This is a genomic window from Yoonia sediminilitoris (genome assembly GCF_003058085.1).
Classification (GTDB): domain Bacteria; phylum Pseudomonadota; class Alphaproteobacteria; order Rhodobacterales; family Rhodobacteraceae; genus Yoonia; species Yoonia sediminilitoris.
Genome location: NZ_QBUD01000003.1, coordinates 21,545 through 43,866 on the forward strand (window position 1 = coordinate 21,545; position 22,322 = coordinate 43,866).

Consider the following 22,322-nt stretch of genomic DNA (forward strand, 5'->3'; position numbering starts at 1 on the left):
GTGATCGGGGACGGTCTGCCCCATGTTCCCGATCCGCGATCACAACCCGTCAGAAAGCGTGCCATATATCACCTATGGTTTGATCGCGGCCAACATCGGCATCTATCTGATCACCTTGATCCTGTTTCCCGACGACAGGGCGCTTTATCGGCTTTACGCCGATTACGCGATGATCCCGGCCCGATTGACGGTTGAACAGACCTACTCCACCCTGTTCACATCGACTTTCCTGCATGCAGGCTTCATGCATCTTGCTGGCAACATGCTGTTTTTGTGGGTCTTTGGTGACAATCTAGAGGACAAGATGGGCCATGCGCCCTTCCTGATGTTTTACCTGCTCAGTGGTCTGGGCGCAGGTATGGCGCAATATCTGTCAGAGACGATGTCACCGGTCCCCATGGTTGGTGCTTCGGGGGCGATTGCGGGAGTGATGGGGGGCTATCTCTTGATGTTTCCCAAGGCCCGCGTCGACATCCTGATATTCTTTGTGGTGTTTTTCCGGATTTTGCCCGTCCCGGCGTGGATCATGCTTGGGCTGTGGTTCGGGATGCAGTTGTTCAATGGCGTTCTGTTCAACACGGTTGGCGGGGGCGTGGCCTATTGGGCGCACGCGGGCGGCTTTGTTGCGGGTATGATCCTGACCTTTCCGCTTTGGCTGCGCGCTGGCGGCACGGGGTTCTGGAAGCGCACAGGCGGCCACCCCGACCATCCGGCGGCAACCTATCGGCGCAGCAGCGTCCCACTCGTGCGGCGCTAGATGGCCCGGATCACTTTCGCAAAGCTGGCGAAAACAGGCTCGTTTGCACAGATCAGCGCCCCATCGTTCAAGATATCGCCTTCTGCGTCCATCGGCTCGATCATGCCACCCGCCTCGCGCAGGATAATGATGCCAGCAGCAATGTCCCAAGAGTTCAGGCTACGTTCCCAATATCCGTCATAGCGACCGGCGGCGACATAAGCCAAATCCAACGCGGCAGAGCCAAAGCGGCGGACCCCGGCACAGACAGGCAACAAACGCGCAAGTTGCTGGAACGTCTCGGGTAAATCACCACGCCCGGCCCACGGCAGGCCCGTCGCAAAGATGCAATCATGCATGCGCGAGCGGCCAGAAACACGCAGTCGGCTTTCGTTCAGCCACGCGCCGTTGCCTTTTTCCGCATAGAACATCTCGTCCTTGACCGGGTCATAGACGACACCGGCCACGATCTGACCCTTATGTTCAAGGGCGATGGACACCGCCCAGTGCGGCAAGCCATGCAGAAAGTTCGTCGTGCCATCCAGCGGATCAACAATCCAGCGGCGGGTCGGGTCTTCGCCTTCGATTTCGGCACCTTCTTCGCCAAGAAACCCGTATGACGGGCGCGCGTGTAGCAGGTCTTCCTTGATCATCGCTTCGGCCGCCTTGTCCGCGCGGCTGACAAAATCGCCGGGGCCTTTTGTGCTGACCTGCAAATTCTCGACTTCGCCGAAGTCCTTGACAAGGGCACGCCCTGCCTTGCGGGCAGTTTTCATCATAACATTCAGATTAGCGCTTCCAGCCATCGGAGACTCCTACGTGTGGGACAAGCCGGGCGTATAGGCGCAAGACCCAACGTGAACAAGGGGCGTTTGCACCGATTTGTTGCCAGGGCTTAACGAGTTGTTTTCTCTCTTCCGGCATAAACTGGCAAAATTCATTGAGACTGAATATGCGCACAGAAGTTGTCGAACAGTTTTTCAAACAGTCACGCGCTGCGGCAAAGGCCTGCGTGCGTGAAGTGGGGAAGCGTGCGGGTCTGGCCGGTATGATGACGCTCATTTGTAGCCTTGCGGGCTACACGGCGAGTGCGGCAATGATTTTTGTGATCATTGCGCTCGCCGAAACTGTCACTTTGCCGATGAACAGATATGGTGCCAAGGCCGACAGCCAGATGACACCGCGCAAGGTCGGGCTTCTTTGGCTCGCCAATTGCTGTTTGTTATTGCCCTATCTGGCATACGGGATCGTTCTAAGCCAAAGCAGCAGTCTGCCCTTTGTGATAGCGGCCTATATCTGGATTTTCGGGATCTTGTTGCATGTCAGCTATACGCCGGACAACCTGTCATTCTATAGCTGGCCGCTTGTGGGCCTGTGTGGCGGCGCAAGCATTGCTATGCTGTTGATGGTGGCAAACAATCCCGCTTTTGCCGCCCCCACCTGGCAATGGATCATTACAGCGGCCTTGTTTCTACTCTGCGGGATCAATGTCTTTTCCACGATGCATTGGCACCGCAGCACGCAAGCAACATCGGTACAGGCGCGCGACACCGCGCTATCAGCGCTAAACAAACTGGAGGCGCTTTCGGGGAACGACAATCTGACAGGGCTGATGAACTGGCAGATGTTCGAAGATGCCGTTAAACAGGCCGCCAGAGAACAGGGGGATATCACCGTCTTTGTCATTGACGTTGACGGGATTAAACCGATCAAAGACAGCTACGGCCACGCCGCGGGCGATGCGATGACTTGTGCGGTTGCGGACCGACTGCGCGATCTGGCCGGGCCGAACGGATTTGTCGGGCGGCTGTCCGATAGCGCGTTCGGGCTTGCCTGCCACGATATCGGTGGACCGGCGCAGGCACAAATGCAGGGCGACAAGATCGCGTTTTCACTGCGTCAACCACTGACCCATGACAACAAGAGGCTCAATATCGGCACATGCGTTGGGATCGCGCAGCTCGGCAAAGACATTGATTCAGCGGTCGACCTTTTATCGGGGGCCGATCAGGCAATGGCACTGTCGCGGCAGGACCCTGATCACAGGGCAATCGTCTTCGACAAACGTGCATTTCCAGTCCGCGTCACATTGAAGGATCGGGCTGTGCTGCTGGCAGCCATGCAAAGCGGTGAAATATTGCCCTACTATCAACCCAAGGTCTGCACCGAAACAGGTAAAATCATGGGATTTGAGGCGCTGTCACGGTGGCAACATCCCGACCGCGGGCTTTTGTCACCGATGTCATTCCTTCCGATGATCGCCGAGTTGGGCCTGCATTCAGAGTTCATGTTGCACACAGCGGCGCATGTGCTTGATGACATTCAAACATTAGTGGCCGATGATCTTGACCCTGGGCAAGTCTCCATCAACATCCCCGAAGTGACGTTGGCCACCGTGTCGGGCCGCACCGAACTGTCCAACCTGATCGACAGATACCCCGACTTGCGCAAGTATCTGACCTTCGAGATAACCGAGGATGTTTTCATCGAACATTCCAGCGGCATTATCCGCGAATCGATCGCAGCTTTCCACAAGGCGGGTGTGCGGATTTCACTTGATGATTTCGGAACCGGATTTGCTTCTTTTCAGCACCTGCGCGACTTGGAATTCGATGAGCTCAAACTTGATACCCGCTTTATCAGCGATCTGGGCACCGACCCAGCAGCGACCGTGCTGATCGATGGTTTTCTGACGATTGGTGACGGGCTGGGCGTGCAGGTGATTGCCGAAGGTGTGGAACATGAGGTGCAGCTTGAGATGCTGCGCAAAATGGGCTGCAAATACGCGCAGGGCTACTATTTCGGGGCGGCAGTCGCCTTTCCGGAAACACATCTTCGGCTCATGATTGCAGATGCCAATTTTTCATCTGCGCACCGCCGAAAATCCGACGCAGCTCAGCCACGTTGCAATTTGACCGCTTCCTGTTTTGCCAACCGGATCAAGTGTGCCATGAATGGGGTCGCGGTGTCCTCTGCGCGCGTAGCCGCGTATAGCCTGCGCGTAATGCCGTGCTTTGTCAGTGGCCGAGTAATGTAGTCGGAATTATAACGGACTTGGCGCACAACCCAGTCAGGTAAAACGGCCACCCCACGATTTGACGCCACCAACAACAGGATCACTGCGGTCAATTCTACCTGCCGGATTGCCAAAGGCTCAACTTTCGCAGGTGTCAGCAATTGCGAGAAGACATCCAACCGCGCCCGATCCACCGGATAGGTAATCAGCGTCTCGCCCCTGAAATCCTCTGCTTCGATAAACGCCTTTTGCGCAAGCGGGTGATTTGCTGACGCCACGAAAACAGGCTCATAATCGAAAAGCGGCGTGAAATCCGTTTCGGGCAGGTCTTCGGGGTCCGACGAGACAACAAGATCAACCTCTTCCTTGCGCAAGGCAGGCAAGGCGTCAAATGCCAGACCCGGCCGGATATCGACATCAACTTCGGGCCAGGCCTTGCGGAATTGCTCCAGTACAGGGAACAGCCACTCAAAACAGGCGTGGCATTCGATGGCGATGTGTAGCCGCCCGGCACTTCCCGCGACCAGATCAGAAAACTCCGCCTCCAGCGCGGCCACTTGCGGAAGGATGCGCTCGGCCGCCGCCAGCATTTTCATGCCTGCAGCTGACAGCTTCAATGGCTTGGAACGACGCACGAAAAGCTCCACCCCGGCTTGGTCTTCGATGCCCTTGATCTGATGGCTCAGTGCGCTTTGGGTGATGTGCAATTGCTCGGCTGCACGGGCCAGACCGCCGGTATCATGTATCGCCTTGATCGTCCGCAAATGCCGAAATTCGATATGCATCTATGAGTCATCCTCATGACCATGGTGAAGTTTATGAATTTGCCTCAACTCCATAGCCATGAGAAGACGGGATATCAAGAGAGAGGTCAGACATGTCAGCCCCCGCCGTTTCATTCGAATTCTTCCCACCCAAATCGCTTGCGGGTTCATTCAGGCTTTGGGACTGCGTCAACACGCTGGCGCCTCTGGACCCCACCTTCGTATCTGTCACCTATGGCGCGGGCGGCACAACGCGCAAACTGACGCACGAGGCGGTGAGCACCATCCACCGGACCAGCGGTCTGAATGTGGCGGCCCACCTGACTTGTGTGGACGCCACAAGGCAAGAAACGCTCGAGATCGCAAGCGCTTACGCCGATGCAGGCGTGACCGAAACCGTCGCACTGCGCGGCGATGCGCCCAAGGGCAGCGCAAAGTTCACCCCCAATCCGGAAGGCTTTGCCAGTTCGGTGGAGCTTATCAGCGCCTTGGCAGACACTGGCAAGTTCCAGATCCGGGTCGGGGCTTATCCCGAAAAACACCCTGAAGCCGCTGATCAGGCCGCTGACATTGCGTTCCTGAAACGCAAGATAGACGCCGGTGCCTGCTCTGCGATCACACAGTTTTTCTTTGAAGCTGAAACATTCTTCCGGTTCCGCGACGCTTGCGTCAAGGCTGGCATAGATGCGCCTATCATTCCCGGCATCCTGCCCATCGAGAACTGGAAGGGGACGCAGAAGTTCGCCGCGCAATGCGGCACGGCGATCCCGCAAATCATTCATGATGCGTTCACCAATGCTGAACGCGACGGCACGTGTGATCTGCTGGCAACCGCATTAGCAACAGAGCTTTGCGATGATTTGCGCCAAGGCGGTGTAGATCACCTGCATTTCTACACCTTGAACAAACCAGAACTGACCCGCGACGTATGCCATGCCCTTGGCGTCACGCCAAAAGTGCGCTTGCAAAACGTCGCCTGAATGCGCAGCTTCGGGCAACTCAAAGCGCGGGGCGACCCAATGTTCACTGCCCAATCTCCTGCCGATCTACCGGACATAGCGACCATGCGGTCGATGTCGGGGCTTGATTTCATGTTTGGTATCCTGAATGGGGATATCTCCATGCCTCCCATAGGGCAGGTGATGAATTATGCATTGGCAGAAGTTGCACCGGGCAAGGTTGTGTTTCGCGGCGCGCCAGGTTTCACCCATTGCAATCCCATGGGCGGGGTCCACGGCGGCTGGTACGGCACGCTGCTAGACAGCTGCCTTGGTTGTGCGGTGATGACAACCGTGCCCAAAGGGTCAAGTTACACGACCCTTGAATATAAAGTGAACCTGAGCCGGGCGATCCCGGTCGATACTGAAATTCTTGCCACCGCATGGATTGATCACGCCGGACGCAGCACCGGGACCGCCCACGGCGAGATCAGGGGGGTGGCGGATGGAAAGCTTTATGCGACAGGATCAACCACTTGTCTGATCATGAAATTGCCGGAGAGTTGATTGCCCCTGCCTGTCAGCAACAGTGTCATGCAGCGACTCTGATCCATCACGCCCGATCAGCCGGCGGCGGCGATAAAGAAAGATTTTCGACCACCCCCGCCAGTTGCCGATAGAGGGCGCGTTCACGTCCTGGACGAAACGTGTCTGCCAGCCCTGCGGCAACAAGACACCGCACATCTCAAGCCGCTCCAGCATCCAGATCAGCGGGATATTGGCCAGCGGTCGGGCGGCCAGATGGCCCCCCACCTGACCACCGACATCACCGTGATTGCCGCGAAACCAGACCTGTTCAATCCGTCCGCGCCACGCCTCTGGCGTTGTCCATAGCACCGGGGCATAGGCCTCTCGGCGTTCATCAATTCCTAGGGCATGAAAGCCGTTGCGCACATGTGGCCCCAGTGCGTGGCTGTGAAAATCCTGATCGTCGCGCGCGAACCAACGCCAGACGATCGGCATCCGCAGTCCCAGCGCCTTGACCGTATCCCAGACTGCGACCGCTTCGATCTGCACATCCGGGTGGCAGTGAACGTCACGGAATGCCCTGGCATATTTGCTGCGCCCGCCCAAACGGTAATGGCGATAGGCTTGGGTGATTGCCCGCTCTGTTGCGCAATCATGTTTCAACAAGCCCACAACATCAATCACGCCAGCCAGCGACCGCACGGCATAGGCACCGCGCGAGTACCCCACCAGAATGATCTGATCCCCGACCCTGTAGCGCGATGCGACCACGCCGTAAGCCCGCTTGATCTGCCGGTTGATCCCTTTGCCGGTCATCACGTCCCACGTGCTGGCCCAGTCGCGCCACTGAATGCCAGCCTCGTAATAGATTGTCATGTTGGCCGCCTGACTGGCCTCTGACAACAGCTTGAAGGTGATCCCGGCATTGGTTTCATGCCCGGTGTCCAACGTGGACTGCGTCCCGTCCAGAATAATCACATGGGTCGCAGGACCCCGCTTGCGCAACCCGCCGTCTTCGTGGCGCGCGCGGCGCCCGAAGAGGCCAAAGAACCAGTCACGCAGCTGCACTGTCACCCTTTGCTGACTCGATTGCCCGCCAAATACGATGCGGCGTAAATGGCATTTCAACCTTGCGCACGCCCACGTCCCACAAGGCATCGACAACAGCGTTGCTGATTGCCGCAAGCGCGCCAACAGTGCCTGCCTCGCCGCAGCCCTTCATCCCCATAGGGTTGTAAAGCGATGGCGTACATTCTGTCGAAAAGCTGATCATGGGAAGATTATCCGCACGCGGCATGCCGTAGTCCATGAAACTTGCCGTGAGCAACTGACCATCGGCATCAAAAACCACTTGCTCTGTCAGTGCTTGCCCAAGACCTTGGGCCACGCCGCCATGCACCTGCCCTTCGGCGAGCATCGGGTTGATCAGGTTGCCGAAATCATCAACGACCGTATAGCGGTCAACGGTCACAACGCCTGTATCAGGGTCAATCTCAACCTCTGTCACATGGGCCCCGTTGGGAAAGCTTCGGTTGTCCAGTGTGATGCGGGCCGATTGGCTCAGGAGATCATCGCGCCCGGCCTCACGGGCCATGTCAGCCACATCCAGCATGGTCGGCGTCAGGTTTGACCCGGCGATGCGGAACCGTTCATCATCAAAACTGACGGCAGATGCATCTACCCCTTCGGCATCGGCAAGGAAGGCGCTGAAGCTTTCCAAAATCACATCAACCGTCGCCAAGGTTGCAGTATTCTGCACCGTCACGGAGCGCGAACCGCCCGTTCCACCACCGGTGGGGATCAGGTCGCTGTCGCCCTGAATGACCTCAATCTGGTCGGCTGGGATACCTGTCTGGTCCGCAAGGAACTGCGCATAAACCGTCTCATGGCCCTGCCCGTTGGACTGGGTGCCGACGAAAATCTTGGCGCCACCGTCCACAAAATCCACGCGCGTCGTCTCGGACGGATCGCCAAGGATGCTTTCGATGTAATAGCAAAGCCCCTGCCCGCGCAGTTTGCCTTCCGCATTCGAGGCCGCCTTGCGCGCGGCAAATCCGTCGCGGTCCGCTTCGCGCGCGGCACTGGCCAGCACCTTGGCAAAATCGCCAACGTCATAGGTTACGTTGCTGACTGTGGTGTAGGGGAACTTCGCAGGCGCGATAAAGTTCTTTTCACGCAAGCTCCAAGGGTCCACGCCCAATTGCCTTGCCGCCTCATCCATGACCCGTTCCAACACAAAAATCGCCTCTGGTCTGCCTGCCCCACGATATGCATCAACAGGTGTGGTATTGGTAAAGATTCCGCGCGTCCGCATATAGGCGGTCTGCACATCATAAGTGCCCATCATGACCTTTGAAAACAGATCGGTCTGGATTGGCTGGGCGAACTGGGAATTGTAAGCCCCCATATTTGCAATGGTATCAATGCTGTAGGCAGTAATCCGATAGTTAGCATCAAAGGCAAGTGTCGCTTCGGTTGTCAGGTCCCGGCCTGCATTGTCCGACAGCATTGCCTCGGTCCGGTCGGACATCCAGCGCACCGGACGGCCCAGCACGCGGCAGGCGTGGGCGACGCAGAAATACTCGGGATAACGCATGCCCTTCATGCCGAATCCGCCCCCCACATCGGGCGTCGTCACATGCACATCAGCCGCATCCATCCCCAGATGCTTACACAGATCGTCCTTGATCCCCCAAACGCCCTGCCCGCCAAACGCCAGATGCAAGCGACCGTCTTCCATTTCGGCATAGCAGCCGCGGGCCTCGAGCGAATTGACGATCACACGATTGTCGAACACATCAACCGTGACCACATGTGCCGCGTCCTTGATGGCGGCCTGTACGGCGGCTTCGTCTCCCAACCCCCAGTCAAAGGCAAGGTTGTGTGGCGCCTCAGGATGGATTGCTTCGCCGCCAATGGCCAGATCGACATGCACGGGCAGATCGTCAATATCCAGCATGATCATTTCAGCGGCATCTTTCGCCTGCTCCATGCTGTCGGCTACAATCATCGCCACCGCTTCGCCCACATGGCAGACGCGTTCCTTGGCCAGTAGCGGGCGCAATGGTGCTGCGCCGCGCGACCCGTCACGATTCTTGACCGTGACACTCCCCAGCCCGATCTTGACGCCAGCGGCCTCCAGATCATCGATGGTGCAGATCATGTGCACACCGGGCATGTCGCGGGCATCATCAAGGTCCAAAGCCGTGATCTTACCGTGCGCCACGGTCGAGCGCAGGAAATAAGCGTGCAGCGCATCCGCTGGTGCGATGTCATCCACATAGCGCCCATGACCTGTCAAAAGACGCAGATCTTCCTTGCGTGTGACGGACTGGCTTTTTCCGAACTTTTCCATGGGTGATACTCCGTTACTGGACCAAGCCCGAACCTAACCTTTGTCCCTGCGCTGTCCAGCCTAAAGGGCCTTTCCCTTGCCATTCCCATTCGGTATCTGGTCCCAAACCGGTAAGGGATGACAAACATGGCGATGGAAAAATTCGACGCAAGCGAAGTTGAGGCCCGCATTTACAAAATGTGGGAAGAGGCAGGTGCGTTCAAGGCAGGCGCAAATGCGTCTCGGGACGAAACATTCTGCATCCAACTGCCACCGCCAAATGTGACAGGCCACCTGCATGTGGGCCACGCCTTTAACCACACGCTGATGGATATGCTGATCCGCTGGAAGCGGATGCAGGGGTATGACACGCTATGGCAACCGGGGCTGGATCATGCAGGCATCGCCACCCAACTGATGGTCGAAAAGGAACTGGCCGAAACCCAGCAACCCAAGCGCACCGAACTGGGCCGCGAGAAATTCCTCGAAAAGGTCTGGGAATGGAAAGCCGCCAAAGGTGGCATGATCGAGCAGCAGGCCCGCCGTCTTGGCGACAGCCTGGACTGGTCGCGCTCCGCCTTCACAATGTCCGGCGCGGAAAGCGCGCCTGCAACCGAAAAGCCCGGCAATTTCCATGATGCGGTGCTGAAAGTCTTTGTTGAAATGTACAACAAGGGGCTGATCTATCGCGGCAAGCGTCTGGTCAATTGGGACCCACATTTCGAAACCGCGATTTCTGATCTCGAGGTCGAGAATATCGAAGTCGACGGCCACATGTGGCACTTCAAATACCCGCTCGCCGGCGGGGAAACCTATGAATATGTCGAGAAGGACGAAGACGGAAACGTCACCCTGCGCGAGACGCGTGACTATATTTCCATCGCCACGACCCGCCCCGAGACCATGCTCGGCGATGGCGCGGTCGCAGTCCACAAGGACGACGAACGCTATGCCCCAATCGTGGGCAAACTATGCGAAATTCCGGTCGGGCCAAAGGACCAGCGCCGCCTGATCCCGATTATCACAGACCCATATCCCGACCCCGATTTCGGATCAGGTGCGGTGAAAATCACCGGCGCGCATGATTTCAACGACTATGAAGTCGCCAAGCGCGGCAACATCCCGATGTATTCCCTGATGGACACCAAAGGGTACATGCGCGCCGATGGCCTGCCTTACGCCGAGGAAGCCGCCACCGCCCAGCGCATCGCGGGCGGCGAAGAAGGGTTTGACGAAGGCAAGATAGCCGCCATGAATATGGTCCCCGAAGACTATCGCGGGCTGGACCGTTTCGAAGCGCGCAAGCGCGTGGTGGCCGACATCACCGCCGAAGGCAACGCCGTGATGATCGGTAACCCGGCCTATGAAGCAGCCTTTGCCCGCGATGGCGACCAGACCGAGGTGCCACAGCGCATTCCTTTTGTCGAAAACAAGAAAATCATGCAGCCCTTCGGCGACCGTTCCAAGGTCGTGATCGAACCCATGCTCACCGACCAATGGTTCGTCGATACCGCCAAGATCGTCGGACCTGCATTGGATGCGGTCCGCGAAGGCCGTGTCACAATCATGCCCGAAAGCGGCGAAAAGGTCTTCTATCACTGGCTGGAAAACATCGAACCATGGTGCATTTCCCGCCAGCTCTGGTGGGGGCATCAGATACCTGTTTGGTATGGCCTCGATCTGGGTGTTGAGGATGAACAAAACCCATCCGGCACATTGGATGAGGTTGAACTGCTTGGCCTGCTGCTGGATGGTCTGGTCCATCGTGGCACAGTCATGCATTGCGGCACGGACCTTGAGGCCGTCAAATCGGCCTTTGTATTTGACAACGCCGACGTGCCCAGCCCGCTAAGCCACGCCAGCATCATTGAAGTCGCTGACAAATCAGAGGCAATTGACCGCTTTGCCGCCGCACTTGCGGAATATAACGTCACGCAGGACCCCACGGTGTTGGTCTATCCGGTCTGGCGCGACCCTGATGTGCTTGACACATGGTTCTCCTCCGGCCTCTGGCCATTCGGCACGCTGGGCTGGCCCGATGAAAACGACCCGGCGATGAAATACTTTCCCGGTGACGTGCTGATCACGGGGCAGGACATCCTGTTCTTTTGGGTCGCGCGCATGATGATGATGAGCCAGGCGGTTCTGCATCAGGACCCGTTTCACACTGTCTACCTGCACCAGTTGGTCCGCGACGCGAAGGGCGAAAAGATGTCCAAGACGCGCGGCAATGTCATCGACCCGCTGGATATGATCGACGCTTACGGCGCGGACGCCCTGCGGTTTTCCAACGCACAGATGGCCGCGCTTGGCGGTGTGCTGAAAATCTCCGAGGACCGGATCAAAGGGTACCGCAACTTCGGCACCAAGCTGTGGAACGCTTTCAGCTTTGCTGACCATTACGCCATCCCCTATCCCGGCGACCCTGAAATGCCTGTTGTCAGCCAAACGCTGAACAAATGGATCATCGGCGAAACCGGCAAGGTGCGCGAAACCGTTGATGCGGCCCTGACGGCGTATCGGTTCAACGACGCGTCAGACGCGCTTTATGCCTTCACTTGGGGCAAGGTCTGCGACTGGTATCTGGAGTTCTCCAAACCGATCCTGCAAGGGACCGATACGGCTGCGAAGGCGGAAACAGAACAAACCCTGCGTTGGGTGCTTGACCAGTGTCTGGTCCTGCTAAACCCCATTATGCCTTTCATCACCGAAGAGCTGTGGGGCATGGCCGACAGGCGCGCCAAGATGCTGATCCACGCCGACTGGCCGACCTACGCGGCCGCTGATCTGGTCGATACCGATGCCGACCGCGAAATGAACTGGGTAATCGGGCTGATCGAAAATGTGCGATCCGCGCGCGCGCAGGTGCATGTGCCTGCTGGTGCCAAAGTGCCGCTGCTGGTCACGGGACTCGACGAAAAAGGACAATCCGCCTGGGACAACAACCACGTGCTGATCCAGCGTCTTGCGCGGATCGAGAGCCTGTCAAATGTGGACCGCTTCCCCAAAGGTTGCGTGACCGTCCCGATGGACGGCGGCACCTTCGGTATTCCGCTGGAGGGGCTGATTGACGTTGATGCCGAAATCGCCCGCCTTGAAAAGACGCTACAAAAACTCGCCAAGGAACTCGGCGGTTTGCGCGGGCGGCTGAACAACCCCAAATTTGCAGCCTCCGCCCCCGAAGACGTTGTCGCGGAAGCCCGCGAAAACCTGCGCCTGCGGGAAACGGAAGAAAGCGAGCTGAAAGCGGCGATCGCCCGCCTGCAAGAGTTGGGCTAAGACACAAAAGGGGCGATCCTGAGCGGTCGCCCCTGTCTTTCTTCGTCCAATCAAACTTTCGCCGAAGGCAAACGCTCCAGCTCAACCCGCTCTGCCGCGTGCATTGTGCCAAGCGCTTTGTCACAGACCAAAGGCCAAACCCGCGTCTACTGATCTTCATCGGAGTCTCCTGCGTGTCTCGCCAAGAGCGAAACTTGAGTTGCGAACAATTCTCACACATGCATGCTTGCAACCAATTCAAGGGCTTGCTTAGCTGCATCCATGAAAACACCACAGCTGACCCCGCTTGCCGCATCACTTCCCGCGACTGTCCCCTTTGTCGGACCAGAGGCACAAGAGCGCCAGTCAGGGCAGCCGTTCGTTGCCCGCCTTGGGGCCAACGAAAGCGCCTTTGGCCCATCCCCCAAGGCGATTGCGGCCATGCAAGAAGCTGTCAAAGATGTTTGGATGTACGCCGACCCCGAAAGCCATAACTTGCGCCAAGCGCTTGCCAGGCATCACGCCATTCCGGCCGAAACCATCATGGTTGGCGAAGGAATCGACACGCTGCTTGGTCTGGCTGTCCGGCTTTACGTGGGGCCGGGCGACCATGCAGTCACATCCGCCGGGGCCTATCCGACCTTCAACTATCATGTCGCCGGTTTTGGCGGCACGCTACACGCTGTCCCCTACAAGGATGACCACGAGGACCCCGACAGCCTGATCGCCAAAGCGGTCGAGGTCGGGGCAAAGATGATCTATATCGCCAATCCCGACAACCCGATGGGCAGCTACCATGACGCCGATGCAATCACGCGGATGATTGACCGGTTGCCGGACGATTGCATGCTGATCCTTGATGAGGCCTACATCGAACTGGCTCCCGACGGGACTGCGCCCGACATTACCCTGACGCGGCCGAACCTCTTGCGGATGCGGACCTTTTCCAAAGCTTTCGGCATGGCAGGGGCGCGGGTTGGTTATGCAATCAGCACGCCTCAGTTGATTTCCGGTTTCAACAAGGTGCGAAACCACTTCGGCATGTCGCGTATCAGCCAAGCGGGCGCGCTTGCCGCTATAGCTGACACAGAATGGATCACCCATATAAGGCAGGAAGTCACAACCGCACGCGCCCGGATTGCGCAGATCGCGACAGAAAACAGCCTGCGTGCCCTGCCCTCTGCAACAAACTTTGTCACAATTGATTGTGGCCGCGATGGCGCTTTTGCCCGCGCCGTACTTGCCGCGCTGATCCAACGGGCAATCTTTGTGCGGATGCCGTTTGTCGCCCCGCAAGATCGCTGCATCAGGGTCAGTTGCGGGCCCTCAGTGCAGCTTGATGCCTTTGCCGCCGCCCTGCCAGCGGCGCTCAAACAGGCTCACGCAGAATTTGAATGATTTTAAGCATCCTGTCTGTAAGCTTTCTGCATCAGCAAAAGGATTCTTCCATGTCGCACCGTCCGCCGATCCAAGCCGTTGAAGATTACACCGACGCATTTCTGACCACGCTTGGGGTCTTTTTGTTCATGGTTTTCTGGATGATCGCGGCTGCGCTTGGATACGCATGGGTCGCGATCACCGCCTATGTGATTGACCATCTTTTTAAGCTAATCGGGCGCCTGCGCACGGATTAGCGTCAGGACCCTAGCCTGCGGCAATCACAACCGCTGCCGCATCCAGACCACCGCTGCCATGTGGAATATCAAGTGCAATCAGCCCTGACTGGATCGCCCCAAGCGCCCCCATGATCATATGCGCATTGACGTGCCCCATGTGGCCGACCCGAAAATAGGCGTCGCTCGGCGACCGCCCCAACCCGATGCCCAGGGTCAGGCCGCAGGTCTTTTCGCACCATTGCCGCAAGCGGTCCCCGTCAGGCGATGCCATCCCGACTGAGGTGACAGCATGTGATCTGTGCCCCCGGTCCGCGATATTCAGATGTATGTCGCCCGTCGTCGACCATGCCTCGAACGCGGCCCAGATCGCCTTTGCAAGGGTTTCGTGGCGGTCAAAGACATGATCCAGCCCTTCTGCCTTGATCAGATCCAGCGCTGTCCGTAGGCCATATAGATGATGGGTCGGCGCTGTTCCGTCAAAATACTGGAAATACATTTCCGGATCAGTGCGCGGCTGCCAATCCCAATAGGCTGTATTGCATGCCCCCCGCACTGCGTCCGCCTTGGCGTTGTACCAGACAAAACTCATGCCTGCTGGGGTCATCAAGCCTTTTTGACAGCCCGACACCATCACATCGACGCCCCATCCGTCCATCTCAAACCGGTCGCAGCCAAGTGAGGCGATACAATCCACCATCAGCAACGCAGGATGTTGCGCAGCGTCCAACGCCTTACGCAATCCGGGGATGTCATTCTTGACGCTAGTCGAGGTATCGACATGTACCGCCAGAATAGCCTTGATGCGGTGCCCGTCATCTGCGGTCAGTGCGGCCGCGACCTGTGGCAAATCAATGGGCGATGCCTCACCGAAATTGATTGTCTGCACATCAACGCCCAGCCGCGCCGCCATTTCGCCCCAACCGATACAAAACCTGCCCGTGGCCAGCACCAGCACGCTATCGCCCGGTGACAGCGCATTGACCAGCGCCGCTTCCCACGCAGCATGGCCGTTCCCGATATAGATCGCGACGTTTTCATCTGTCCGTGCCACCGCTTTCAAATCGGGTATCAGACTATGGGTCAGATCATGTAGTTCCCCTTCATAGATATTGGGCGAGGCACGATGCATCGCTTGCAGCACAACATCGGGAATGACCGACGGACCGGGGATGGCCAGATAGGCACGACCTTGAGACAACGACATTTCGGGAGCCTTCAACATATGATTTTCGGCGACACTACTGGAGCATCGGCCAACGTCAAGCTTGCCAAACTTGCCCCCCGATACCATTTACGATTAGACGGTGAAATTCCCATGCGGCAGGTGGCCAAAGCGGTCCAACCCATCAATCAACCAAAGGCAACGTTAAGATGCGTGATCGTACAATCCTTGCAATCACCGGAACCGACCGGCTCGGCTTTCTACAGGGGCTGGTGACAAACGACGTGGAAAAGGCAAAGGACGGGATCATCTACGCGGCCCTGTTAACGCCGCAGGGTAAATTTATCGCGGACTTCTTTATCATAGGCGAAGCAGACAGGCTGTTGATCGATGTGGCTGCGGATGTGGCCGATGACCTGTTGCGGCGGCTGACCATGTATCGGCTGCGATCTGACGTGCAAATCGACAAGACTGACCTACACGTAGTGCAGACGGCTGACAAAGGGTTGCCTGACCCGCGCCATCCCGAACTTGGCTTTCGCCATTACAGCACAGATGCCAATGCGGTCGCGCCGCTGGCGCAGTGGGATGCGCTGCGCGTGGCGCATCTGGTCCCGGAAACCGGTATCGAACTGACGCCCGACAGCTATATCCTCGAAGCCGGGTTTGAACGGCTACACGGTGTTGATTTCAAAAAAGGCTGTTATGTCGGCCAAGAGATCGTCGCCCGGATGAAGCACAAAACCCAGTTGAAAAAGGGGCTCGCACGGGTGGACATCACGGGTGCGGCCAAAGCGGGTGACGCAATTAAAGCTGGCGAAAAACCCGTAGGCACGCTGCACACGGTCGCTGGGCAGCAAGGGATAGCATATCTGCGCTTTGATCGCGCCACCGGGCCAATGCAGGCCGGTGACGCGGTTCTGACTTTGGCGGATTAGTGCCAGGCCCCATTAATCCTTCACCGTCAGCGTAGATTTCACGAAATATCAGTGGGTAAGAGGCGTCTTGGAAACGATCCAGAGGATCGTTTCAGCCCTGAACGGGCGGAGCCTAGGCTTGCGCTGCAACGGGCATGGTTATTCTGTGGACAAGCGGCGCACGCCGCTGAGATGATGTGAAATCACCGCCCTGCGGGTTTGCCCAATGCGTTTCGCGAAAAACCTGATCCACAGCTTTTCCGGAAACGCCGTGTGACGTTCATATGTTGTGGCCGTTTCGCCTTTATCTGATGCCACAGGTCAAAGGCGAAACGCTTTAGGGCACCGCCCGTTCGCGCCTGAAAATGTCCCACGGACATTTTGTTGTTCCGGCGCAAATTCCCGCTGATCCGCTGCCCGAGAGGGAGCGTTACATCTGCTTGAAGGTGAACAACTATTCCTGCGCAGATGTACCTTGTCAGAAAAAAAATCTGTCAAACTGATAATGTAGGATGAATGGGTCCTGCCACTAAGCCCGTTCGGCGTACTCAAACGTCTCGGTGTTGACGACGATATCTTCGTCCTGGCCGACAAACGGCGGGATCATCACGCGCACACCGTTATCCAATATAGCTGGCTTAAAGCTGTTGGCCGCTGTCTGTCCTTTGACCACCGGTTCGGTCTCGGCCACTTTGCAGACGACTTTTTGCGGCAGGCTGACGTTCAATGCTTCTTCGCCGTAATATTCGATCTTGACGGTCATGCCATCTTGAAGAAATGGACGCCGCTCGCCCAGAATATCCGCAGGCAGCGCAATCTGGTCATAGGTTTCAGTGTCCATAAAGGTCAGCATGTCGTCAGCCTCGAACAGAAACTGCTGGTCTTTCTGGTCAAGACGGACGCGTTCAACCTTGTCGGCGGACCGGAACCGTTCGTTCAGTTTGCGCCCGTCACGCAGATTCTTGAGTTCGACCTGCGCAAAGGCACCGCCTTTGCCCGGCTTGACGTGATCGACTTTGACTGCGCCCCAAAGGCCACCATCATGTTCCAGCACATTGCCAGGGCGAATTTCGTTTCCGTTGATTTTGGGCATGTTTCACTTCTTGTCAGAAATTTGTCAAAAGGTTGATAGAATGTTGCAGCGCTCTATATATGGGTGGTGATTGACTGGCAAGCGCACGAAATATGCTTGTTTTGACGACGGAGCTATGCGATAAACGCATGGCTGCCATTCCAAAAGAGAACCCCCGAATCAGAATGAAACGGGCATATTGCCGTAATTGCGGGAACTACAAGACCAAAAATAAAGGAAACAAGATGAGAGATTTCGTCGACGGTACAGCTTTCAATAATGAGCAAGGCAACCGTGCCCGAAAGCTGTTCGCCGCAGTCGTCCTTGCTGCTTTGGACGATGCAATTGCTGACGACAAGAAATATGGCAATGGCCCCGAGCAGATTGCGCGTTGGGCGAGGTCTCGTGATGGGCGCGAAGTTTTGTCTTGCGCCGGGATCGACCCGAACGAGCGGGTTGTCGAAGGCCTGATGGACTTTGTCGGAAAAGGTGTGCGGACATCTGTCGCATTGTCTCGCGAAGAAAGCGAACGCCGCAACGCTGCCGAACAGGAAGCACGCGCCGCTTAATCGTAGCCACATGATCTAACAGTCAAGCGCGGTCCTTCGGGGCTGCGTTTTGGTTTGTGGCCCGCGCTGTTGCTTATGACGACAGATGCATATGGCTTGAGCCAAACCGGGGGAGCGCAATGGCCAAGGCCATCATGATTCAAGGTGCAGGGTCCAACGTGGGCAAGTCGATCTTGGTCGCGGGGATCGCACGGGCCTGCGTCAGGCGCGGTTTGTCAGTTGCCCCTTTCAAGCCGCAGAACATGTCCAACAACGCTGCTGTCACGGCTGACGGCGGTGAGATCGGGCGCGCTCAAGCCCTTCAGGCACGCGCCTGCGGGCTGGACCCGGTCGTGGATATGAACCCGGTTTTGCTGAAACCCGAAACGGACGTCGGCGCGCAGGTGATTATACAGGGCAAACGCTTCGCAACGATGAAAGCCCGCGACTACGGCAAGCAGAAAGCCAGCCTCCTGCCTCCCGTGCTCGAGAGCTTTCATCGTCTCAGCCGACAACACGATCTGGTCATCGTCGAAGGGGCAGGCAGCCCGGCAGAAGTCAACCTGCGCGCTGGCGATATTGCCAACATGGGCTTTGCAGCGGCGGCGAATGTGCCGGTTGTCCTGATCGGCGACATTGATCGTGGCGGCGTCATTGCCCAGATGGTTGGCACCCATGCCGTTCTACCGCCAGCTGACAGGGCGTTGATAAAAGGCTTTGCAATCAACAAATTCCGTGGGGATACGTCACTTTTTGCCGACGGAATGCGCATCATCGACGAACACACTGGCTGGGCCCCGCTTGGGATCATCCCCTGGTTTCCAGACGCATGGAAACTGCCCGCAGAAGACGTGATGGACGTCGCCAGCCGCACTGGTGGCGACATAAAAATCGCCGTGCCGCGCCTGAACCGGATCGCGAACTTTGACGATCTTGACCCGTTGTCTGCGGTGCCCGGCATCAGCGTTGAAATCATTCCCGCAGGCCGCCCCCTGCCCGGCGACGCCGACCTTGTGATCATTCCCGGATCAAAATCGACGATCGCTGATCTTGCCCATTTTCGCGCTCAAGGGTGGGATGTGGACTTGCAGGCGCATGTGCGGCGCGGTGGCCGTGTGCTGGGCATTTGTGGCGGCTATCAGATGCTTGGTCAAAGGATTGCAGACCCAGATGGGATCGAAGGGCCGCCTTCCGAAGTTGCCGGTCTGGGCCATTTGGACATCTCAACAGTGATGAAGCCGCAAAAGCGTCTGGCGCTGACAAAGGCCACCTATCTGCCCGGCGGCCAGAGTGTCACCGGCTATGAAATCCACCTTGGTCACACCTCCGGCCCCGATTGCAGGCGCAATTGGCTTTCAATCGACGGGCGGGGCGAAGGGGCCGCATCGGCAGACGGGCGCGTTCTGGGCTGTTACCTGCACGGGCTTTTCAGCGCCGACGCGTTTCGCGAAGCGTTCTTTGCGCAATGGGGCATGATGACCGAGAAATACAATTATGAGGCAGGCGTGGATACCACGCTTGACCAGCTATCGGAACATCTGGAAGCGGCGATGGATATCGACCGACTGCTCACCCTCGCAGGTGTGGTTGCGCAGGGGTAGGCAAAGTCGCGCTAACGTCGCATCTGTGTGATCAAAAGGACCGGCTGCCGATGCCTTTTGGCCAAACGCTCCTTGGCGACCTCAAGTTTCAGGCGCGCGGTTTGCAACTGCTGGATTGCGCGTTCGCGCCGATCATAAAGCCGCCGCATGGGCGAGCCGGGATTGCCCATCTTTGATGCGGGCGACTGGCGCGCCGGTGGAAACCAGCTTTGCGTTTCGCGGATCGCCAGTTTCCAGGCACGGTCTGCCGCCATATAGCGTTGGTAGGTGAGCAACAGAACACGGCGTCTTGTCACAAGGTCAGCGTGCATTTTTACATCCTCCGTTTTTCCTGTCTTCGATTTTCAGCTGCGGGCCCTAAGTTGCCGTCATGCAAGATCAACTGCTGCGTGCAGTGTCGGACACTCAACGCGTAAACCCTTCTTTTCCAACTCTTTCTGCATGGTGGTCATGCCCTTGTCATAGTCGCCATGCACCAGAAAAATCTTCTTGGGTTTTCCGGTTTTCGACACCCAATAAAAAAGCTCTCGCTGGTCGGCGTGCGCCGAAAACCCGTTGATGGTGTGGATTTCGGCCTTGACTTGAATGTCCTCTCCGAAAATGCGGATATGTTTCGCACCATCCACAATCTGGCGGGCCAAGGTGCCTTTGGCTGCGAAGCCGACGAAAATAACACTACATTCCGTGCGCCAGATATTGTGTTTCAGGTGATGACGCACGCGCCCTCCCGTACACATGCCAGAGCCCGCCATAATTACGGCCCCTCCCCTTATCCGATTAATCGCCATGGAGTCTGCCGCCTCGCGGGTAAAACGCACGCCCGGCGGATGAAATGGCCGTTTGCCAGCCAGCATGGCGTCGCGCACCTCATCACTGAAACCATCCGCATGGCGGCGGAAAATCTCGGTTGCCGAAACAGCCATGGGGCTATCCAGGAAGACCAGCAGCGACGCCGAAAGTTCCTTGCGTTTGATCGCCTCTTTGAGGTGAAAAAGGATTTCCTGCGTGCGTTCCATGGCAAAGGTCGGGATCACCACATTCCCACCCCGCGCATGGGTGGCCGCGATTGCGTCGATAAATTCCGTCACTGACGCTGCAAGGTCCCGGTGCATCCGGTCGCCATAGGTTGTTTCCATCACCACATAGTCGCATTCAGGCGGCGGGGTCGCATTGGCCAGCACCGCATGACCGGGGCTGCCAAGATCGCCCGAAAACACAATCCGTCGCGCAACGCCATCTTCGACCGCTTCCACAATGACACTGGCAGAGCCCAGAATATGCCCCGCATTGATGAAACGGACGGTCACGGCATCATTCAAAGGGATGTCATTATCATAGCGCGCATTTCGTCCGAAATTATCAAGGGCGGTCAGCACATCGATTTGATCGTAAAGCGGCCTGATTTCATTTGCACCGCCGCGCCGCCTGCGACGCGTGGCCCGCGCGGCATCTTCCTCCTGAATATGGGCAGAATCCATCATGATCAGCTTGGCCAGATCACGGGTCGCGGCTGTCGTGATGATTTCACCGGTAAAGCCACGTTTGACCAGCAAGGGAATACGTCCGCAATGATCAAGATGCGCATGTGTCAGCAAAAGGAAATCAACCTCTGCTGGGTCAAAGCCGAAAGGGCCCGCATTTTCCTCATCCGCATGTCTGGCACCCTGAAACATGCCGCAATCAATCAAGATGCGCAGCCCACCTGCTTGCAGCAGATGGCACGACCCGGTGACGTTTTGCGCGGCGCCATGGAATGAAAGTCGCATTGGATGGGTTCCTTCGGGTTTGGGTCCGGCTAGACGCTTGTGGGTTTTTCAAACAGTGGTTCACCCGCCCGCGCGTGCCAGTGAACGATAATCTCCAGAATTTCAGTCGCGGTTTCGGCAAAGCAGAACAGTTCCTCATCCTCGGGGTCGATCACCCCTTCTTCGACCAGAAAGCGGAAATTCACCGCGCGTGACCAAAATTCGCGCCCGACCAAGACAATGGGCAGCGGCGCAATCTTGCGGGTTTGTATGAGCGTCAGCGTCTCGAACAGTTCGTCCATGGTGCCGTACCCGCCCGGAAAGGCCACCAGTGCGCGCGCGCGGTTGAGAAAATGCATCTTGCGCAAAGCGAAGTAATGAAACCGGAAACAAAGCCCCGGCGTCTGGTAGGGGTTGGGATATTGTTCGTGCGGCAGCGTGATGTTCAGCCCGATTGACTTTGCGCCAGCGTGGAAGGCGCCGCGGTTTGCCGCCTCCATGATCCCCGGCCCGCCACCGGTCATCAGGGCAATGCATCCATCGTCGCGGAGCGCGGTTAAACGCCCTACGGCCTTGCCGAACTCCTGTGCGATGGCATAATAGTGGCTGCGTTTGCGGACCTGCTCTGCAATCTTGACTTTCTGTTGCGCCTTGGGGTCTTTGGGGTGCGCGTCAAGCGCCCGGCGCGCCCGGTCCAGTCGCGCACGCGCGGCAAGCGGTTCGGGAATGCGCGTGCTGCCGAAAACAACGATCGTATGGTGCACATTCTGCTCTGCCAGACCGTGTTCGGCCTTCATGAAGTCAAGCTGCAAGCGCACGCCGCGCATGTCGTCGGATTGCAGGAAAGCGACATCTTCATCCGCTTGCAGATATCCTGCACTGTTGAGGATCGCCGCGACGCGAGCGGGGGCGTCTTTGTCCTCGCTTGCGGCCTTAGGCTGCTGCCAAGGCAAAGGCACATCCCGGGTCCGGGGGGCAGGCCCCGGCACTTCGCCAGTCGCTGCGACGGTCTGATCAGATTTTTTCAAGGCCGCTCCCTCTGTTCCAATGCCGCGCGTACTGTCATGTCACACGATGGCTCACCGGA

18 protein-coding genes and 1 pseudogene are annotated in these 22,322 nt (G+C 57.6%); 10 read left to right on the forward strand and 9 right to left on the reverse strand.

The features are described from left to right. Positions 1 to 22: 22 nt before the first annotated feature. Positions 23 to 757 (forward strand): rhomboid family intramembrane serine protease, encoded by a 735-nt coding sequence (locus C8N45_RS08345; RefSeq protein ID WP_108385798.1) that lies wholly within the window; start codon positions 23 to 25, stop codon positions 755 to 757. Here the strand turns inward: C8N45_RS08345 and C8N45_RS08350 are convergent. Next, a complete protein-coding gene (locus C8N45_RS08350) occupies positions 754 to 1,542 on the reverse strand; it encodes an inositol monophosphatase family protein (RefSeq protein WP_108385799.1) in 789 nt (262 codons plus the stop codon). The genes C8N45_RS08345 and C8N45_RS08350 overlap by 4 nt on opposite strands. Positions 1,543 to 2,237: 695 nt before the next feature. Here C8N45_RS08350 and C8N45_RS23580 point away from each other — a divergent pair. Beyond that, positions 2,238 to 3,530: pseudogene (locus C8N45_RS23580) on the forward strand (putative bifunctional diguanylate cyclase/phosphodiesterase); the annotation flags it as partial. A 101-nt stretch (positions 3,531 to 3,631) separates the two neighbouring features. Here the strand turns inward: C8N45_RS23580 and C8N45_RS23585 are convergent. Beyond that, positions 3,632 to 4,537, reverse strand: a complete 906-nt coding sequence (locus C8N45_RS23585; RefSeq protein WP_108385801.1) for a LysR family transcriptional regulator — start codon at positions 4,535 to 4,537, stop codon at positions 3,632 to 3,634. Positions 4,538 to 4,629: 92 nt separating this feature from the next. Here C8N45_RS23585 and metF point away from each other — a divergent pair, with 92 nt between their 5' ends. Further along, a complete protein-coding gene (gene metF, locus C8N45_RS08365) occupies positions 4,630 to 5,496 on the forward strand; it encodes a methylenetetrahydrofolate reductase [NAD(P)H] (protein ID WP_108385802.1) in 867 nt (288 codons plus the stop codon). 39 nt (positions 5,497 to 5,535) lie between these two features. Then, positions 5,536 to 6,021, forward strand: coding sequence for a PaaI family thioesterase (locus tag C8N45_RS08370; protein ID WP_108386056.1), 486 nt, complete (start codon positions 5,536 to 5,538; stop codon positions 6,019 to 6,021). Here the strand turns inward: C8N45_RS08370 and C8N45_RS08375 are convergent. Continuing rightward, positions 5,983 to 7,050: a T6SS phospholipase effector Tle1-like catalytic domain-containing protein gene (locus C8N45_RS08375; RefSeq protein WP_181868914.1), complete on the reverse strand. Its 1,068-nt coding sequence runs from the start codon at positions 7,048 to 7,050 to the stop codon at positions 5,983 to 5,985. The genes C8N45_RS08370 and C8N45_RS08375 overlap by 39 nt on opposite strands. Then, positions 7,037 to 9,337, reverse strand: coding sequence for a xanthine dehydrogenase family protein molybdopterin-binding subunit (locus C8N45_RS08380; RefSeq protein ID WP_108385804.1), 2,301 nt, complete (start codon positions 9,335 to 9,337; stop codon positions 7,037 to 7,039). The genes C8N45_RS08375 and C8N45_RS08380 overlap by 14 nt, the downstream gene beginning before the upstream one ends. A 126-nt stretch (positions 9,338 to 9,463) precedes the next feature. Here C8N45_RS08380 and C8N45_RS08385 point away from each other — a divergent pair, with 126 nt between their 5' ends. The 3 genes from C8N45_RS08385 to C8N45_RS08395 all read left to right on the forward strand — a co-directional run bounded on the left by C8N45_RS08385 (position 9,464) and on the right by C8N45_RS08395 (position 14,208). Further along, positions 9,464 to 12,595: a valine--tRNA ligase gene (locus C8N45_RS08385; protein WP_108386057.1), complete on the forward strand. Its 3,132-nt coding sequence runs from the start codon at positions 9,464 to 9,466 to the stop codon at positions 12,593 to 12,595. A 261-nt stretch (positions 12,596 to 12,856) separates the two neighbouring features. Further along, positions 12,857 to 13,972, forward strand: a complete 1,116-nt coding sequence (locus C8N45_RS08390; RefSeq protein WP_108385805.1) for a pyridoxal phosphate-dependent aminotransferase — start codon at positions 12,857 to 12,859, stop codon at positions 13,970 to 13,972. Between the two features lie 50 nt (positions 13,973 to 14,022). Further along, positions 14,023 to 14,208, forward strand: a complete 186-nt coding sequence (locus tag C8N45_RS08395) for a hypothetical protein (RefSeq protein ID WP_133175959.1) — start codon at positions 14,023 to 14,025, stop codon at positions 14,206 to 14,208. A gap of 10 nt (positions 14,209 to 14,218) precedes the next feature. Here the strand turns inward: C8N45_RS08395 and C8N45_RS08400 are convergent, their stop codons facing one another. Further along, positions 14,219 to 15,394: a pyridoxal-phosphate-dependent aminotransferase family protein gene (locus C8N45_RS08400; protein WP_245882600.1), complete on the reverse strand. Its 1,176-nt coding sequence runs from the start codon at positions 15,392 to 15,394 to the stop codon at positions 14,219 to 14,221. A gap of 167 nt (positions 15,395 to 15,561) precedes the next feature. Between C8N45_RS08400 and ygfZ the strand changes: the two genes are divergently transcribed. Continuing rightward, positions 15,562 to 16,290 carry a CAF17-like 4Fe-4S cluster assembly/insertion protein YgfZ gene (gene ygfZ, locus C8N45_RS08405; RefSeq protein WP_108385807.1) on the forward strand — a complete coding sequence of 243 codons (729 nt, stop codon included), beginning with the start codon at positions 15,562 to 15,564 and terminating at the stop codon, positions 16,288 to 16,290. A gap of 508 nt (positions 16,291 to 16,798) precedes the next feature. Here the strand turns inward: ygfZ and efp are convergent. After that, positions 16,799 to 17,362, reverse strand: coding sequence for an elongation factor P (gene efp, locus C8N45_RS08410; protein ID WP_108385808.1), 564 nt, complete (start codon positions 17,360 to 17,362; stop codon positions 16,799 to 16,801). A gap of 224 nt (positions 17,363 to 17,586) precedes the next feature. Between efp and C8N45_RS08415 the strand changes: the two genes are divergently transcribed. After that, positions 17,587 to 17,910, forward strand: coding sequence for a DUF6280 family protein (locus C8N45_RS08415; protein ID WP_108385809.1), 324 nt, complete (start codon positions 17,587 to 17,589; stop codon positions 17,908 to 17,910). Positions 17,911 to 18,029: 119 nt separating this feature from the next. After that, positions 18,030 to 19,490: a cobyric acid synthase gene (locus C8N45_RS08420; protein WP_108385810.1), complete on the forward strand. Its 1,461-nt coding sequence runs from the start codon at positions 18,030 to 18,032 to the stop codon at positions 19,488 to 19,490. A gap of 11 nt (positions 19,491 to 19,501) precedes the next feature. Here the strand turns inward: C8N45_RS08420 and C8N45_RS08425 are convergent, their stop codons facing one another. Genes C8N45_RS08425 through C8N45_RS08435 form a run of 3 tightly spaced genes read right to left on the reverse strand, consistent with a single transcriptional unit; the run spans position 19,502 to position 22,263 of the window. Beyond that, positions 19,502 to 19,801 (reverse strand): hypothetical protein, encoded by a 300-nt coding sequence (locus C8N45_RS08425; RefSeq protein ID WP_108385811.1) that lies wholly within the window; start codon positions 19,799 to 19,801, stop codon positions 19,502 to 19,504. 57 nt (positions 19,802 to 19,858) lie between these two features. Further along, on the reverse strand, positions 19,859 to 21,256 hold the full coding sequence (locus C8N45_RS08430; RefSeq protein WP_108385812.1) for an MBL fold metallo-hydrolase RNA specificity domain-containing protein: 1,398 nt from the start codon (positions 21,254 to 21,256) through the stop codon (positions 19,859 to 19,861). A 29-nt stretch (positions 21,257 to 21,285) separates the two neighbouring features. Beyond that, a complete protein-coding gene (locus C8N45_RS08435; RefSeq protein WP_245882601.1) occupies positions 21,286 to 22,263 on the reverse strand; it encodes an LOG family protein in 978 nt (325 codons plus the stop codon). Between the last annotated feature and the right edge of the window lie 59 nt (positions 22,264 to 22,322).

Bases quoted from the DNA above. Each gene is read 5' to 3' on its own strand.
- C8N45_RS08425 (WP_108385811.1), bottom strand. From the start codon at position 19,801: ATGCACGCTGACCTTGTGACAAGACGCCGTGTTCTGTTGCTCACCTAC.
- metF (WP_108385802.1), top strand. From the start codon at position 4,630: ATGTCAGCCCCCGCCGTTTCATTCGAATTCTTCCCACCCAAATCGCTT.
- C8N45_RS08415 (WP_108385809.1), top strand. From the start codon at position 17,587: ATGAGAGATTTCGTCGACGGTACAGCTTTCAATAATGAGCAAGGCAAC.
- efp (WP_108385808.1), bottom strand. From the start codon at position 17,362: ATGCCCAAAATCAACGGAAACGAAATTCGCCCTGGCAATGTGCTGGAA.
- C8N45_RS08430 (WP_108385812.1), bottom strand. From the start codon at position 21,256: ATGCGACTTTCATTCCATGGCGCCGCGCAAAACGTCACCGGGTCGTGC.
- C8N45_RS08390 (WP_108385805.1), top strand. From the start codon at position 12,857: ATGAAAACACCACAGCTGACCCCGCTTGCCGCATCACTTCCCGCGACT.
- C8N45_RS23585 (WP_108385801.1), bottom strand. From the start codon at position 4,537: ATGCATATCGAATTTCGGCATTTGCGGACGATCAAGGCGATACATGAT.
- C8N45_RS08345 (WP_108385798.1), top strand. From the start codon at position 23: ATGTTCCCGATCCGCGATCACAACCCGTCAGAAAGCGTGCCATATATC.
- C8N45_RS08400 (WP_245882600.1), bottom strand. From the start codon at position 15,394: ATGTCGTTGTCTCAAGGTCGTGCCTATCTGGCCATCCCCGGTCCGTCG.
- C8N45_RS08420 (WP_108385810.1), top strand. From the start codon at position 18,030: ATGGCCAAGGCCATCATGATTCAAGGTGCAGGGTCCAACGTGGGCAAG.
- C8N45_RS08370 (WP_108386056.1), top strand. From the start codon at position 5,536: ATGTTCACTGCCCAATCTCCTGCCGATCTACCGGACATAGCGACCATG.
- C8N45_RS08395 (WP_133175959.1), top strand. From the start codon at position 14,023: ATGTCGCACCGTCCGCCGATCCAAGCCGTTGAAGATTACACCGACGCA.
- ygfZ (WP_108385807.1), top strand. From the start codon at position 15,562: ATGCGTGATCGTACAATCCTTGCAATCACCGGAACCGACCGGCTCGGC.
- C8N45_RS08350 (WP_108385799.1), bottom strand. From the start codon at position 1,542: ATGGCTGGAAGCGCTAATCTGAATGTTATGATGAAAACTGCCCGCAAG.
- C8N45_RS08385 (WP_108386057.1), top strand. From the start codon at position 9,464: ATGGCGATGGAAAAATTCGACGCAAGCGAAGTTGAGGCCCGCATTTAC.
- C8N45_RS08380 (WP_108385804.1), bottom strand. From the start codon at position 9,337: ATGGAAAAGTTCGGAAAAAGCCAGTCCGTCACACGCAAGGAAGATCTG.